This is a genomic window from Enhydrobacter sp., assembly GCF_030246845.1.
Taxonomy (GTDB): domain Bacteria; phylum Pseudomonadota; class Alphaproteobacteria; order Reyranellales; family Reyranellaceae; genus Reyranella.
This window is the reverse complement of the sequence record NZ_CP126889.1, coordinates 3,261,878-3,277,156: the sequence shown is the minus strand read 5'-3', so window position 1 is coordinate 3,277,156 and position 15,279 is coordinate 3,261,878. Positions and strand designations below refer to the sequence as shown.

15 protein-coding genes are annotated in these 15,279 nt (G+C 66.8%); 10 read left to right on the top strand and 5 right to left on the bottom strand.

All coding sequences use genetic code 11. The features are described 5' to 3' along the window. Window positions 1–48 precede the first annotated feature (48 nt). A complete protein-coding gene (locus OJF58_RS16400) occupies window positions 49–1,206 on the bottom strand; it encodes an SRPBCC family protein (RefSeq protein WP_300778790.1) in 1,158 nt (385 codons plus the stop codon). 115 nt (window positions 1,207–1,321) lie between these two features. On the opposite strand from OJF58_RS16400, the gene OJF58_RS16395 reads away from it, so the two are divergent. Further along, window positions 1,322–2,899 (top strand): adenylate/guanylate cyclase domain-containing protein, encoded by a 1,578-nt coding sequence (locus OJF58_RS16395; RefSeq protein WP_300778789.1) that lies wholly within the window; start codon window positions 1,322–1,324, stop codon window positions 2,897–2,899. Here the strand turns inward: OJF58_RS16395 and gluQRS are convergent. Then, entirely contained in the window at window positions 2,896–3,756 is an 861-nt protein-coding gene (gene gluQRS, locus OJF58_RS16390) for a tRNA glutamyl-Q(34) synthetase GluQRS (RefSeq protein ID WP_366526775.1), read from the bottom strand. The genes OJF58_RS16395 and gluQRS overlap by 4 nt on opposite strands. 45 nt (window positions 3,757–3,801) lie before the next feature. Here gluQRS and OJF58_RS16385 point away from each other — a divergent pair, with 45 nt between their 5' ends. From OJF58_RS16385 to OJF58_RS16350, 8 genes are all read left to right on the top strand, one after another. Then, the gene (locus tag OJF58_RS16385; RefSeq protein WP_300778788.1) at window positions 3,802–4,509 is read left to right on the top strand and encodes a DNA-3-methyladenine glycosylase 2 family protein; all 708 of its coding nucleotides are present in this window, start codon (window positions 3,802–3,804) and stop codon (window positions 4,507–4,509) included. Next, window positions 4,506–5,180 carry a dienelactone hydrolase family protein gene (locus OJF58_RS16380; RefSeq protein WP_300778787.1) on the top strand — a complete coding sequence of 225 codons (675 nt, stop codon included), beginning with the start codon at window positions 4,506–4,508 and terminating at the stop codon, window positions 5,178–5,180. The genes OJF58_RS16385 and OJF58_RS16380 overlap by 4 nt, the downstream gene beginning before the upstream one ends. Window position 5,181: 1 nt before the next feature. Next, window positions 5,182–6,402 (top strand): serine hydrolase domain-containing protein, encoded by a 1,221-nt coding sequence (locus OJF58_RS16375; protein ID WP_300778786.1) that lies wholly within the window; start codon window positions 5,182–5,184, stop codon window positions 6,400–6,402. 235 nt (window positions 6,403–6,637) lie between these two features. Continuing rightward, window positions 6,638–8,068, top strand: coding sequence for a carotenoid oxygenase family protein (locus tag OJF58_RS16370; RefSeq protein ID WP_300778785.1), 1,431 nt, complete (start codon window positions 6,638–6,640; stop codon window positions 8,066–8,068). Between the two features lie 35 nt (window positions 8,069–8,103). Then, window positions 8,104–9,105 (top strand): nitronate monooxygenase family protein, encoded by a 1,002-nt coding sequence (locus OJF58_RS16365; RefSeq protein WP_300778784.1) that lies wholly within the window; start codon window positions 8,104–8,106, stop codon window positions 9,103–9,105. Between the two features lie 94 nt (window positions 9,106–9,199). After that, the gene (locus tag OJF58_RS16360; RefSeq protein WP_300778783.1) at window positions 9,200–9,781 is read left to right on the top strand and encodes a YqaA family protein; all 582 of its coding nucleotides are present in this window, start codon (window positions 9,200–9,202) and stop codon (window positions 9,779–9,781) included. Between the two features lie 8 nt (window positions 9,782–9,789). Beyond that, window positions 9,790–10,305: a disulfide bond formation protein B gene (locus tag OJF58_RS16355; RefSeq protein ID WP_300778782.1), complete on the top strand. Its 516-nt coding sequence runs from the start codon at window positions 9,790–9,792 to the stop codon at window positions 10,303–10,305. Next, window positions 10,302–10,865: a demethoxyubiquinone hydroxylase family protein gene (locus OJF58_RS16350; protein WP_300778781.1), complete on the top strand. Its 564-nt coding sequence runs from the start codon at window positions 10,302–10,304 to the stop codon at window positions 10,863–10,865. The genes OJF58_RS16355 and OJF58_RS16350 overlap by 4 nt, the downstream gene beginning before the upstream one ends. 48 nt (window positions 10,866–10,913) lie before the next feature. On the opposite strand, the gene OJF58_RS16345 is transcribed toward OJF58_RS16350, so the two are convergent. Further along, entirely contained in the window at window positions 10,914–11,444 is a 531-nt protein-coding gene (locus OJF58_RS16345; protein WP_300785294.1) for an HNH endonuclease, read from the bottom strand. A 199-nt stretch (window positions 11,445–11,643) separates the two neighbouring features. Continuing rightward, window positions 11,644–12,885, bottom strand: a complete 1,242-nt coding sequence (locus tag OJF58_RS16340) for an MFS transporter (RefSeq protein WP_300778780.1) — start codon at window positions 12,883–12,885, stop codon at window positions 11,644–11,646. Window positions 12,886–12,960: 75 nt separating this feature from the next. Between OJF58_RS16340 and OJF58_RS16335 the strand changes: the two genes are divergently transcribed. Then, window positions 12,961–13,677 carry a hypothetical protein gene (locus OJF58_RS16335; RefSeq protein ID WP_300778779.1) on the top strand — a complete coding sequence of 239 codons (717 nt, stop codon included), beginning with the start codon at window positions 12,961–12,963 and terminating at the stop codon, window positions 13,675–13,677. Here OJF58_RS16335 and OJF58_RS16330 read toward each other — a convergent pair. Continuing rightward, entirely contained in the window at window positions 13,674–15,170 is a 1,497-nt protein-coding gene (locus OJF58_RS16330; RefSeq protein WP_300778778.1) for a hypothetical protein, read from the bottom strand. The genes OJF58_RS16335 and OJF58_RS16330 overlap by 4 nt on opposite strands. Window positions 15,171–15,279: the final 109 nt, after the last annotated feature.

The following is a 15,279-nucleotide window of genomic DNA, read 5'->3' as shown; positions in this document are numbered from 1 at the left end:
GCATCTTGCGCGCTCATGAGCGGGCTGGAAGCCCGCGGTCCGACGACATCAGGCCGCGACGCCGAGCGCCGCCCGGATCGAACGATGGAAATGGACCAGCGACGGCTCGTTGCGGCCGTAGATCACCTCGTCGGTCGCCCCCGATTCGAAGCCGACCTGCATGCGCTCGCCCAAAGGGAAGTCCTCCTCCATCACCGTGCGGATCGCGATGTCGCGATTCTTCTCCCAGTAGGAATCGGGCCGGTCCGAGTCGGCGGGCTTGTAGATCGTCATCTCGACGTCGCAGCGGCCCGGATCGTCGCGATGCGGGAAAGCGCGCCAGATCTCGATGTGATCCACTTGCCAGATCACGATGGTGTTGGGGAAGAGCTGGTAGACCGAAATGACGTGCGGCCGGTAGTTGCGCTCCGCCTCGGGCAGCGTCCGCACGGCGTCGATCGACGTCCGGGCCACGCACATGCGACCGTTGGCGCCGGCGGCGTCGAAGGTCCCGCAATTGCCGATGAAGTACGGGCCGATCGTCTTACGGTGCAGATGCGGGATGTGATAGCCCTCGAGGAAGGTGTCGATGGCGAACTTCCAGTTGATGCGCGGCGTGATGCGGTCGACCGAGAATATCGGGTAGCTGTCGAGCTCGAGCGCATCCATGTCGGCGGCCATGACGCCCAGCGTCGCATCCACATCGATGGCCCCGACCTCGCCCGGCCGGGGAGGCTTCGGTCGCACGAAGATCATGCCGTGCTTCTCGGCTGCAGGCAGCGGGACGAGCCCGTGGCTTGCGAGATCGAGTCCGGCGAACGCCACCTTGTCGGTGGTGCCCAGCAGCCTGCCGGTGAGGTCGTAGGTCCAGCCGTGATAGGGGCAGGCGAAGGCCCGCGCGTTGCCGCAGCCCTGCGCCACCGGCGCGCCGCGATGACGACAGATATTGGCGAAGGCCCTCACCGTGCCGTCCGTTCCCCGCGCCAGCAGCACGGGAAGGCCGGCCAGATCCTCGGTGAGATAGTCGCCGGGCCTGGCGAGCCGGGTGCCGAGCGCCATGAAGATCGGGTGGTCGCGAAACAGCCGCTCGCGCTCGAGCCTGGCGCGCTCGCGGCAGGAATAGGCGATCACCTTGTTGCGGAACAGATCGTCCGCCAGATCGGTCGTACGGCCGTCGATATGGCCGAGCAGCCGCCGCCCGACGGCCAGTTCTTCCTTGCGGTCCATGGCGAAAGTCTAAGCCCTGCCCTCTGGAGCGCCAAGACCGGGCTGACCATCCCCGAGGCCCGGAAACAGGAGTATAATTTTTGGGTTCGCGCCGCTCGGCGTCGGGAAGGTCGCCATGGCAGACACCGTTCCTCGGACCGCGAGACTGCAGGGGCTGGCGCTCGTGCCGCTGGTCGCCCTCCTCCTGGCCGGCCTGCCATTGGCCGTCTGGCTCGATCTGAGGAACCTCTCCGAACGCGCGCTGCGCCTGCAGGCGGGTGACCTCAACTCGGTCATCACCAGCGTGCGCGCCTACTATGCCAACAATGTGGTCGCCCGCGTCCTGGAAACGCCCGGGCACAGCGCGGTGGTGCACAACTACCGGGACATTCCCGGCGCGATTCCCAGCCCGCCGACGCTTTCGCTCGAACTCGGGCGTGTCATCGGTGAGCAGCAGTCGAACATCTCGTATCGCTTCGTGTCCGACTACCCGTTTCGGGAGCGTCCGCCACACGAACTCGATGCCTTCGAGAAAGCAGCGCTCCTGAGCCTGCGCCGCAATCCCGAACAGACCATCAGCGATGTCTCGTGGTCCGGTTTGAGCGGCAGGGTACGACTCGTCTCACCTGTCGTCATGGACGAGCCCTGCGTGGCCTGCCACAACAGCCATCCCCAGAGTCCGAAGCGCGATTGGATGGTCGGCGATGTGCGCGGCATCCAGGAGGTCGTCATCGACGCGTCGATGGCGTCGAATATCTTCGCGTTCAAGTACCTGCTGGGCTACTTCGTCCTCATGGCCGCATTGGGAATGGGCTTCATCGCCATGCAGCGGCGGCTCATCTTCACCATCGAGGGCATGAACCACAGGCTCGAGACCGCCAACGAGGCGTTGGCCAACGTGGCGGGCAAGATTTCGCGTTACCTCGCACCCCAGGTCTGTTCGAGCATCTTCAGCGGCCGAAAGGACGTGACGGTCCAGACCGAGCGCAAGAAGCTCACCATCTTCTTCTCCGACATCAAGGACTTCACCGCCACCACGGAGCGCCTGCAGCCGGAGGAGATCACCGGCCTCCTGAACGAGTATTTCACCGAGATGTCGGCCATCGCCGCCAGGCACGGCGGCACCCTCAACAAGTTCGTCGGCGACGCGATCCTGATCTTCTTCGGCGATCCCGAGACCAGGGGAACGGCCGACGACGCCAAGGCGTGCCTTGCCATGGCGATCGATATGCAGCGGCGCATGGCCGAGCTGAACGCCGAGTGGCGCCGGCGCGGCATCGAGCAGCCGTTCCGGATCCGCATGGGCATCAACACCGGCTACTGCGACGTCGGGAATTTCGGCAGCCAGGATCGCATGGACTACACGATCATAGGCGCCGAGGCGAATCTTGCGCAGCGCCTTCAATCGATCGCCGAGCCGGGTCACATCGTTCTGAGCTACGAGACCTACACGCTGGTGCGCGACATGGTGACCGCCCATGCCCTGCCGCCGATCGCAATGAAGGGCATTCACCGCCAGATCATGCCCTACACGATCGACGCCATGGTCGATGCGACCGGCACCGAGATCGAGAAATTCAGCGATCACACGGCCGGCCTCGATTTCTACCTCGATCCGAGCGCCGTCGATGCCGCCGCGGCCGGGCGCATTCGCGGTCTCCTGCAGGATGCGATCATCGCCCTCGACCGACGCTCGCGGCCGCCCGCCGCCTAGGAACCGGCGGCGCGGCGCGCCCCGTCGATCACCTGTTGCGGCGTCAGTCCGGCTTCGCGCATGGCCCGGATCGTCATGTCGCGATCGCGCTTGGCAAACCGGCGGCCGCTCGCGTCGGTCAGGAGCTTGTGATGGGCGTAGAGCGGCGTCTCGTACCCCAGGAGTTTCTGCAGCAGGACATGGACGTGCGTCGAGGGCAGCACGTCCTCGCCGCGGGTCACCAGCGTGATGCCCTGCAGATGATCGTCGACCGTGACGGCAAGGTGGTAGCTGGTCGGCGTGTCCTTGCGGGCGATGACAAAGTCGCCCAGCAGCAGCGGCCGGCCTTCGAGGCGACCGCGCGTCTCGTCGATGAAGTGGTAGTGGCCGACCAGCGACCCCGCCTTCGCCGCGTCGAGCCGCAGGCAATGCTCTTCGCCCGCTGCCAATCGGGATCGTCGTTCCGGTGCGCTCAAGTGGCGGCAGGTGCCGGGATAGAGAGGGCCGTCCGGTCCATGGGATGAGGCGTGCGGTGCCGCCGCCGACGCCGCCAGCTCGCGCGCGATGTCGGCACGGGAGCAGAAGCAGGGATAGATGAGCCCCTGGGCATCGAGCTTGTCGAGCACGCGGCCATAGTCCGCGAAATGCTCCGACTGGCGCCGCACCGCGCCGTCCCAGCGAAGGCCCAGCCATTCGAGGTCGGCGAGGATCGAGCGCTCGTAGTCGCGCCGGCAGCGACGGATGTCGATATCCTCGATGCGCACCAGGAAGCGCCCCCCGGCCTCGCGCGCCCGGTGCCAGCCGATCCAGGCGGAGTAGGCCGAACCGAGATGCAGCTCGCCGGTCGGGCTGGGGGCAAAGCGCGTGACGATCTCCATGATCGGACGTTACAGCCGGGTCGTGCGTCGTGCTATGCGGAGAGGATGGCTCAGGTAATCCTCGATGCCGCGAACCTCAGGAAGGCGATGCGGCACCTCGCCAAGATCGATCCCGACTTCGCGCGCGCGCTGAAGGAAGTGGGGCATCCCCAGTTGCGGGAGGTGCCGACGGGCTTCGGCGGATTGATGCGCTCGATCGTGGGGCAGCAGGTGTCGGTCCACGCCGCGCGCAGCATCTGGCTGCGGCTCGAGGCGGCGGTGCCGTCGATGGAGCCCGCCGACTTCCTCGCGCTCGGCGACGAGCAGTTGCGCGCTGTCGGCCTCTCTGCCGCCAAGATGAGATACGGCCGCAGCCTCGCCACCGACATCGTCGAGGGCCGCATCGACTTCGCGGCCCTGAACGAGCTGGAAGACGAGGCGGCTATCGCCATGCTCACGCAAGCCAAGGGAATCGGCCGCTGGACGGCGGAGATCTATCTGATGTTCGCGCACGGCCGGCCCGACATCATGCCCGGCCTCGACCTCGGCCTGGTGGTGGCGGCGCAGCATCTCAAGAAGCTGCGCAAGCGGCCCGATGCGAAGCGGCTGATCAAGATGGCCGAGGCCTGGCGCCCGTGGCGCAGCGCGGCGGCGCTGCTGCTCTGGCACTACCGCCGCAACATGCCCGATTGGAGCGCCAGAGAACCCAAGGCGCTCACCAAGCCGCAAACCAAGCCCGCGAGGCCTGCTCGCAAGCAAGTGGAGGCCGCATGATCAAGCTCGACGGGCCGAGCCACGGGCCGGAAGCCGGTGGCAAGCCCGGCCATCTGGTCGTGCTGCTGCACGGCTATGGCGCCGACGGCAACGACCTGATCGGGCTGGCGCCAGTGCTCGCGCCCTTGATGCCCGACGCGGTCTTCCATGCGCCCAATGCGCCCTATCGCTGCGAGGGCAATCCGATGGGCTACCAGTGGTTCGGCATTTCCCGGCTCGATCCACAGATCGCGGCGGCCGGCGTGCGGGCCGCCGCGCCCTTCGTCGATGCCTTCCTCGACGAGACGATGGCGACGTACGGGCTCGACGAGAGCAAGACGGCGCTGGTGGGCTTCAGCCAGGGAACGATGATGGCGCTGCATGTCGGCCTGCGTCGAGCCAGGCAGCTCGCGGGCATCGTCGGCTTCTCCGGCATGCTGGCCGCGCCCGACGCGCTGGGCGCGGAGATCAGGACGCGGCCGCCGGTGCTGCTGCTGCACGGCGACAGCGACGAGATGCTGCCGCATATGCTGACCGAGCGGGCGGCGGACGCGTTGCGCCAGAACGGTGTGCCGGTGCGCGTGCATATTGCGCGCGGCGTCGGGCATGGCATCGACCAGACCGGCCTCTCGCAGGCCGCCGTCTTCCTGCTCGACGCCCTCAAGCTGCCGCTGCCTCAACAAGGACGCTGATATGACTGTCGAAGGAACGTGCAAGAAAGGCTTCGAGCGGGTCGCCGAAGCCTTCCAGAAGAACTTCGCCGAGCACGGCGAGGTGGGCGCCTCCGTCTGCCTGACGGTCGGCGGCGAGACGGTGGTCGATCTGTGGGGCGGCACGGCCGATCCCAGGACCGGGGCGCCATGGACGCGCGATACGGTCGGCATCGTCTTCTCCTGCACCAAGGGGGCGACCGCGCTCTGCGCCCATGTGCTCGCAAGCCGCGGCCAGCTCGATATCGACGCGCCGGTGGCCGAGCTCTGGCCGGAGTTCGGCCAGCGCGGCAAGGAGCATGTCACCACGCGCATGATGCTCGATCACTCGTCGGCGGTGCCGGCGCTGCGTGAGAAGGTGAAGGACGACGGCCCTTACGACTGGCCCTACATGACCGAGCGTCTTGCCGCGGAGGAGCCGTTCTGGGTGCCCGGCACGCGCAACGGCTATCACGGCTTCACCTTCGGCTGGACGGTGGGCGAGATGGTGCGGCGCGCCTCGGGCAGATCGCTGGGCGTATTTTTCCAGGACGAGATCGCCAAGCCGCTCGGCCTCGACTTCTGGATCGGCCTGCCCGAGGCGATCGAGCCGCGCGTGGCGCCGATCTTTCCCTATGCCTACAAGCGCGAGCAGGCGGTGACGCCGTTCCTGCGCGATCTCGCCGATCGCCAGTCGATCGCCGCCCTCTTCTTCTTCAATGTCGGCGCCTGGCGGGTCGGCGGCGCCAATACGCGCGCCGGCCACACCGCCGAGATCGGCGCGGCCAACGGCATCACCAATGCACGCGGGCTCGCCGGCATGTATGCCCCGCTCGCGGTGGGCGGCGGCAAGCTGGTCGATGCCAGGACGCTCGCGCGCATGGGCGAGGTCTCGATGGCGACGCACGACGACGCCACCTTGCGCATTCCGACCCGCTTTGCGCTCGGCTTCATGAAATCGATGGACAATCGCAAGCGCAGCGTGGGCGCCCGGATCTTCGGGCCGGATGTCGACAGCGCGATCCTGGGCAGCGCCGCCTTCGGCCATGTCGGCGCGGGCGGCTCGCTGGGCTTCGCCGACCCCGCCGCCGGCCTCTCCTTCGGCTACACGATGAACCAGATGGGTCCCGGCCTGCTGATGAACGAGCGCGGCCAGTCGCTGGTCGACGCCGCTTACCTCTCGCTCGGCTACAAGAACAAGGACGCCGGCGTCTGGGCCAGGTGACGCCGCCCCGAAGCCGGCTATCGTTCAGGCAAAACGCCAATTGCAGGGCGGTGTCATCCTGAGCGAAGCGAAGGATCTTTTTGCGACGCCAATCAAGGATCCCTCGCTATGCTCGGGATGGCACCAATTCCCGGTATGAAAGACTAAAAAACGCCTCTTGCGGGGAACGGCGTGTATTGATAGCGTCAGTTAGGTACACAGCGTTACCCTTATCTCCGGTAAGCAGGAGCGCGCCATGGCCAAGGCCTTTCCGACCGACAACCCGTTCCTCAAGGGCTACTACGCGCCGGTGAACACCGAAGCCGATGCCGGCCATCTGCACATCACCGGCGAGATGCCGAAGGAGCTCTGCGGCACGCTCTACCGCAACGGCCCCAATCCGCAGTTCGCGCCGCGCGGGCCGTACCACTGGTTCGGCGGCGACGGCATGATCCACGCCTTCCACATCGAAAACGGCAACGTCTCCTACAAAAACCGCTGGGTGCGCACGCCCAAGTGGGAGCTGGAGAACAAGGAGGGCGAGGGCCTGTCGGGCACTTTCGGCAATCCCATGTACACCGATCCGCGCGTGCTGGCGCTCGGCTCGACCATCGCCAACACCAACATCGTCTGGCACGGCGGCAAGCTTCTGGCGCTCGAGGAGGCGCACGCACCTTTCTCGCTCGATCCGGCGAGCCTGATGCCGGTCGGGCCCAAGGATGGCTACGAGACCTGGGGTGACAAGCTCTGCGGACCGTTCACCGCGCATCCCAAGCTCGATCCGAAGACCGGCGAGATGGTGTTCTTCGGCTATTCGGCCAAGGGCCGCTTCACCAGGGACGTGAGCGTGCAGACCGTCACCGCCGACGGCGAGGTCACGCGCGCCGAGATCCTCGACGGCCCCTTCCCGTCGATGATCCACGACTTCGCCGTGACCCGGAACTGGATCGTCGTGCCCGTCTTCCCGCTCACGAGCTCGATGGAGCGAGCAATGAACGGCAAGCCGCCGTTCGCCTGGGAGCCGGACAAGGGCACGCATATCGCCTTCATTCCCCGCACCGGCACCGTCGCCGAGGCCAGATGGGTCGCCGCACCGCCCTGCTACGTCTTCCATCCGATGAACCATTTCGAGACGGCGGACGGCAAGGTGGTGATCGACGTCATGAAGTACGACGTGGCGCCGCTCTTCCCCCTGCCCGACGGGTCGCCTTCGACGAAGGAAACGCCGCCGGCGCGGCTGTTCCGCTGGAGCTTCGACCTCGAAGGCCACGGCAATACCTTCAAGGAGGAGCAGCTCGACGACCGCGCCGGCGAGTTCCCGCGCTTCGACGAGCGCTTCTGCATGAGCGACTACCGGCACGGCTGGATCGTATCGGGCAACGTGGCGGCGGCCGGCACGCCGCGCCACGAGGGCATCACCCACTACGATCTCGCGAGCGGCCGGAACGTCACCTGGAACGACGGCCCGAACGACCGCTTCGGCGAGCCGATCTTCGTGCCGCGATCGGACGCCGCCGACGAGGGCGACGGCTGGCTGTTGAGCGTGGTCTTCCGCGCCGAGGAAGGCCGCAGCGACCTCGCCGTGTTCGAAGCGACAGACCTCGCCAAGGGTCCGATCGCGCTCGCGCATCTGTCGAGCCGCGTTCCCGCCGGCTTCCACGGCAACTGGCGCCCCGGGCCGCTCTGAGGCAGATTGCCCAAAATCGACGAGGTCAAAGGTTCATGGCTCTTCCGGCATTGTTGCGCAATTCGCTTTCCATTCCCGTCGTGGGCGCGCCGCTTTTCATCGTCTCCAGCCCCGATCTCGTGATCGAGCAGTGCAAGGCGGGCATCGTGGGAGCTTTCCCGGCATTGAATGCCCGGCCGAAGGAGATGCTGGAAGAGTGGCTGAAGCGGATCACCGGCGAGCTCGGCGACTACAAGGCCAGGCATCCTGACCGCAAGGTCGCGCCGTTTGCGGTGAACCAGATCGTGCACAGCTCCAACGACCGGCTGCAGCACGACGTCGAGCTCTGCGAGAAGTACAAGGTGCCGATCCAAATCACCTCGCTGCGCGCGCCGGACGATGTCGTGAAGTCGGCGCGGCGCTACGGCTGCCTGGTGTTCCACGACGTGACCAATGTGGCGCACGCCAAGCGCGCGCTGCAGGCGGGCGTCGACGGCCTGATCCTCGTCTGCGCCGGCGCCGGCGGCCATGCCGGGCGGCTGTCGCCCTTCGCGCTGGTGGCGGAAGTGCGCCAGTTCTACGACGGCTGCCTGCTGCTCTCGGGCTCGATCGCCAATGGCGCCTCGGTGCTGGCCGCCCAGGCGATCGGCGCCGACCTCGCCTATATCGGCACGCGCTTCATCGCCAGCAAGGAAGCCGCGGCATCGCCGGAGAACAAGCAGTGCATCATCGAGTCGAGCGGCGAGGAGATCGTCTACACCAACCTCTTCACCGGCGTGCACGGCAACTACCTGAAGCGCAGCATCGCCGCCGCCGGGCTCGACCCGGACGCCCTGCCGGAAGCCGACAAGAGCAAGATGAACTTCGGCTCGGGCGGCAACATGAAGACCAAGGCCTGGCGAGACATCTGGGGCGCGGGCCAGGGCGTTGGCCAGATCCACGATGCCCCGCCGGCGGGCGAGATCGTGGCGCGGCTGAAGGCGGAGTATGAAGCTGCACGGGCCGCGCTGTTCGCCGGCGAGACGGTGCCGACGAGCTTCAGGCAGGCGGCGGAGTGACGGCCCGCGGCCGTCATCCCGAGCCTTTGCGAGGGATCCGACAGGCGAAGAAAGATCCCTCGCTGCGCTCGGGATGACACGCTAATAGCGTGTCATGCTGCGCCGCCTCTATGATTGGGTGATCCGGCTTTCCCGTCACCCCAAAGCCATCGTCGCCATGGGCGCCGTGGCGTTCGCCGAAAGCTCGTTCTTTCCCATTCCGCCCGACGTGATGCTGATCCCGATGGTGCTGGCCAACCGCACCAAGGCGTTCAGGATCGCGCTGGTCTGCACCGTCTGCTCCGTGCTGGGCGGGCTGCTGGGCTATGCGATCGGCTTCTATTTCTTCGAGACGGTCGGCGACTGGCTGGTCAGGACCTACGGCCTGCAGGACGGCCTCGAGAAGTTCCGCGCCGGCTTCGCCGAATGGGGCACCTGGATCATCCTGATCAAGGGCCTGACGCCCATTCCTTACAAGCTCGTGACGATCGCCTCGGGCGCGGCGCATTTCGACCTTTTCACTTTCGTGTGGGCGTCCATCGTGACGCGTGGCCTGCGGTTCTTTATCGTGGCAGCCTTGCTGTGGAAGTTCGGCGAGCCGATCCGCAGCTTCATCGAGGAACGACTGACGTTCGTGACATGGTCCTTCCTGGTGGCGCTGGTGGGCGGGTTCGTCGCCTTCCGCTATCTCTTCTGAGACCGTCGATGAGCTTCGATCGACTCAAGCCGCTTCCCTTCCCGAGCCAGATCGGCCTGGCGGCTGCGCTCACCAGCATCGCCCTGCTGGCGGGCGCCCTCTACTTCCAGTACGTCGTCGGCCTGCCACCTTGCGATCTCTGCCACTGGCAGCGCTATCCGCACATCGCCTCGATCGTGCTGGGTCTCGCCGCTGTGGCGTCGCTCGCCGCTCCGCGCCCTGCCTATGTTTTCGCGCTTGCGGCCATCGCCGCCTTGTTCGTCACCGCCGGCATCGGGGTCTTCCATGTCGGCGTCGAGCAGCATTGGTGGCTAGGACCGCAGGCCTGCTCGGGCCAGATCCCGAGCGGCCTGTCGCCGGCCGAGCTCAAGAAGTACCTTTTCTCGGCCAAGATGGTGCGCTGCGACCAGGCGGCCTGGTCGTTGTGGGGCATCTCGATGGCGGGCTGGAACGCGATCCTTTCGGGCGGCGTTGCCATCGTGCTTTCGCTGAGTGTCGGTCGATACCTCAAGGAGCATCCATGAAGACCGGCGAAGGGCGCGATCCCGGCGATCTCGAGCCGCGCCAGATGGTCGAGCGCGTGATCCGCGTCGACCAGGCCGGCGAATTCGGCGCGGTGCGCATCTACGAAGGCCAGCTCGCCGCCCTACGCTGGAAGGGGCGCACCAACAGCGAGGCCGGCCGCAAGATCGCCGCGATGGCGCGCACGGAACGCGAGCATCGCGCCACTTTCGACCGCCTGCTGACCGGGCGTCGCGTGCGGCCGACAGCGCTGTCGCCGATCTGGAATCTCGCCGGCTTTGCGCTCGGCGCCGCGACGGCCCTGATGGGCGACAAGGCGGCGATGGCCTGCACCGTCGCTATCGAGGAGACGATCGACGAGCACTACGCGGGTCAGGCCGCTGTCCTGGGCGACGACGAGGCCGAGCTTCGCGCCACTGTCGAGAAGTTCCGGGCCGAGGAGATCGCCCACCGCGACGAGGCGCTCGCGTCGGGCGCCGAGCAGACACCGGGCTATGAGCTGCTGACGCAGGCCATCAAGACGGGCTCCCGGCTCGCAATCTGGCTGTCGACGAGGATCTGACACGGGATCGATGAATATTGCGCCACCGGAGCGGCGCGCCACCGGCAATCAGGTCTGATCCAGCTCGCTGTCCCAGTACAGGAAGTCGCGCCAGCTCTCGTGCAGGTAGCCGGGCGGAAAAGCCCGGCCGTTGTCCTGCAGCTCCGCCGTCGTCGGCTCGACCGGCGCGCGCTGCAGGAGCATGCCGCTCTCGCGCAGCAGGCGGTTCCCCTTCCGCAGATTACAAGGGCTGCAGGCCGTGACCACGTTGCTCCAGACCGTGCGGCCGCCGCGTGACTTCGGCACCACATGGTCGAAAGTGAGCTCGTGGGTCGCGAAGTCGCCGCCGCAATACTGGCAGTTGAAGCGGTCGCGCAGGAAGACATTGAACCGGGTGAAGGCCGGCCGCCGCGCCGCCGGCACATACTCCTTGAGGGCGATCACGCTCGGCAGCCGCATCTCGAAGGACGGGCTGTGGATCTTGCGGTCGTACTCGGAGATCACGCTGACACGGTCGAGGAACACCGCTTTCACGGCATCCTGCCACGACCAGATCGACAGAGGAAAGTAGGACAGCGGCCGGAAATCGGCGTTGAGCACAAGCGCGTGGCAGGACTCAAGGCCCGGCGTCACGGCTAGGCCCGCCGCCGTTGAGCGGGACTACTCCGAAAGTCGAGGTGGTCGACAAGTCGGTGGGACATAGCGCGCATTGTGGCAAGCTTTTTTGGAAACACAATATGTCGACATCAAGGTCGGCACGATGTCAGGAAGGATTACCCGAACCGACGCCGTTCCCGCATCAACGGTTGAGACGCTCGCGTGCTCCCGCCTCCGCTCCCAACGAAGTGGCGGCGAGCGCAAGTGCACACACCGAGAAGATCATCACCGCCACGTAGTCGCCGGTGAGATCGTGCAGCAAGCCGCCGATCCAGGCACCGAGAAAGCCGCCGAATCCCATGCCCATGCTGATGAGGCCGTAGATACGGCCGAAATTGGCGCCATGGTAGCGCAGCGTCGCGAGGGTCGAGATCATCGGTCCTCGCGAGCCCTGGCTGCCGCCGAACAGCAGCACGTAGAGCCACAGCCAGAGATCGTCATCCGGGCCGCGGACCATGGCGAGCATGGCCACACCCGCGATCGAGCAGGCATAGGCGAGGATCGCCGCGAGCTTGCGGCCACCGCGGTCGGACAGCCAACTGAAGCCCACCATACCGAGCGGCGTCAGCACGCCGGCCACGGCGAGCGCCCGCGCCGCATAGCCACCGTCCATCCCGCGCTCCAGCAGGTAGACCATGGCCTGCGGCGCGATGGCGAAGATGCCGAGCGAGGTGAAGCCGAAGGAAAAGGTCAGCGCCCAGAACGGCCATTCGCGCACCGCCTGCCCCACCGTCATCCCGGCGCCAACCGAGGCTTTCGCGCGTGCCAGCGTCGGTGCCCCCGCGGCAATGCGACGCCAAGGCAGCGCGAGCAGCAGCGGAATGAACGCCGCGCTGATGCAGGCGAAGACGAAATAGGCCTGCCGCCAGCCAGCAGTCGCGATGATGTGTTCGGCCAGCGGCAGGATGACGATGGCGCCGACGCCCGAGGCCGACCAGGCGACCGCAAGCGCCACGCCCAGCCGGTGGGCGGGGAACCAGCGGCCGAGCACCGACGAGCTCAAGACTCCGGAAAGCGAGGCGCCGCCGAACCCCATGACGACTCCAAGCCCGAGATAGAGCTGCCAGAGCTGCGTCGCCTGCGAGGCGCTGGCCGTCGCGAGCGCGGCGGCCGACATGCCAATGACCGTGATCGCTCGCAGGCCGAAACGGTCGACGATCCAGCCGGCCAGCGGCGCGCCGGTTCCGCCGACCAGCAGCGCGAAGCTGTAGATGATCGTCACGGAGCTGCGGCTCGCCGCGAAGGCGCCCTGCAGCGATGGCACGAACACGGCGAAGGAGTCGCTGATCGACCGGCTGGCCACACCGAGGGCGAAGCACAGCGCCACCAGTGACCAGGGCACGAATCGGCTCATCTTCTTCAGCCATGGCGACGCGGCGGCCATCGTGCAAGCGCTTTGCCGACCGGCAGGCTTGCAATTGCGACATGCGCGCGCCACGTTCCGCGCCGCGGAGGGATCGTGAACGAAACGCTGATTGTCGAACGCGGCTTCAACGGGCCGCGCCTGTCGGGAAACGGTGGCTATGTCGGAGGCTTGCTTGCCCGGCGCTTTGCGCCCGACAGCGCGGTCGAGGTCACTTTTCGAGCACCGATTCCCCTCGAACGCCCGCTGGCGTTGCACAGGTCGAACGGCAGTCTGCAGCTTCGCGACGGCGAGACGCTGATCTGCGAGGCGCGTGCCGGTTCCGTCGATCACCTCTCTCCGCCGCCCGCGCCGAGCGACTGGACCGACGTGATGCAGCGCGAGCACGACGGCGGCAGCTTCGAGGACAGCGACTTCCACTATTGCATCGTCTGCGGACGCGGCCGTGCCGTCGGCGACGGCCTGCGCGTGCTCGGCACATCGGGACCCGACACCGGCCGGTCGCTCTCCTGCTACGTGCCGCACGCCGCCCATGCCGACGGCGACGGCCGGATCCGGCGGGAGTTCGTCTGGGGAACGCTCGACTGCCCCGGCGCATGGGCGGTGCAGGACCCGGACGACTGGCGGCCAGCGCTCACCGGCCGCATGACCGCCAGGATCATCGACCCGCCGCGCGTCGGCGAACGCTGCGCGGTGGTCGGCTGGAAGCTCGGCGCCGAAGGCCGCAAGCTTTATTCAGGAACCGCCCTCTATACCGAGAGCGGCCGACTTTGCGCCCTCGGCCACTGCACCTGGATCCTGCTGAGGGACTAGCGGTCGCGGACGTAGATCGTCGCCTGATCGTCGCTGTAGGCCAGACGCCAGCCGGGCAGAAGCGCCAGCAGCTTGTTGGCGGGCAGGTCCTTGGCGAGGAGGGTCCACTCGATCTTGTACTGATCGAGGATGCTTTCCAGCGACACATCGCCGTGCAGGTTCACGGCGCCGACATAGCGCTTGATGAAGTCGCCGCCGAACAGTTCGCCGCGACCATCGATGAAGGTCGGGACGCCGGACTCGATCAGATATCCGCCATAGCCGTAGTGATTGAACACATGTCCCTTGAGACCGGCTTCGCGCGCGAACTCGAGCGCGGCCGATGGTGTCGTCGCCTTCGAGGCGGTCACCAACCCGGGCCGCGTCAGCCCCACGGCCAGCAGCGCGGTCAGGGAGAGGCATACGGCAACGACGCCATGACCGGCCGGCCGCGCCAGCGCAGCCAGCCGACCCGTCGCGCTGGCGGTCGGCCGCAGCGACGGCCATTGCCGTGCCAGCACTGGCGCGATCACGAGCGGGGTCAGCATCGCCAGCAGCTCGACATTGCGGACATAGCGCAGGAAGAGGTGCGCCAGACCGATCACGATCAGCAGACGGATCAACGGCAGCTTCAACCCCCGCGACAGGACGAGATAGAGCGCGATCAGCAGGACGAGCTCCTGGATCGGCTGCTGCTGGAAGTTGGGCGGCTTCCATTCCGAGATCGTCGCCAGCGCGTCGCCGAGGCCGAAGATGCGCAGCGTGACCAGCATCGATTCCGGCCCGTACGGCGTCATGCAGGCCACCAGGACGGCCGCCACACCGAACTTCGCCCACGCGATGAGCAAAGCACGCCGCTCGGCGCCGTCCTTCGCGCCGACCAGCGCATCGAGTGCCATGGCGCCCGCCAGCAGCAGCCCCAGAGTGAAGCCGCCATGAAGGTTGGCCCAGAACAGCATGGCGACCAGCAGCAACGGCTTCGGAGCGCGCCGCTCCTCCACCGCGCGCACCAGGCCCGCCACCCACCACAGCATGAACGGAAAGGCGAGCACATGCGGGCGGGCCAGGAAGTGCACGCTCGTCATCGCGAAAGCCGCGACCGTGAACAGGACGGCCGGAAAGGCTGTCAGATCGCGCAGCAGCAGGCGCAGCAGCAGAGCGAACGTCACCCCAATAGCGGCGGCAGCCAAGGCGACCACGCCACCCCAGCCGCCGAGATCGTAGGCTGCGGCAAGCACCACCTGGGACAGCCATTCCTTGGCAATCCATGGCTGCCCGGCAAAGGTGAAGGAATAGATGTCGACCCGGGGAACAGTGCCGTGTTGCAGGATCCAGTTGCCGACGGTGATATGCCAGTGGGTGTCCGGATCGGCCAGCAGAGGCCCGCCCTTGCAGGCGGCGAGCCAGGCGAACGCGGCAAGCCCCATCAGCAACGGCCAGGACGGCGTCCAGAGGGGACGTGTGGGCTTGGCCTGAATATCGGGGGAGAGGGAAAGGCCGGAAGCAACGGCCATGGAAAGCTCCGAAATAACTAAAAGAATATCAAATAATTTGCTGATAATACGATATTTTTGGCGACCACGCCAGAGCCCCCCCGAGCGGGAAGCGGGATTTGGCCGATGC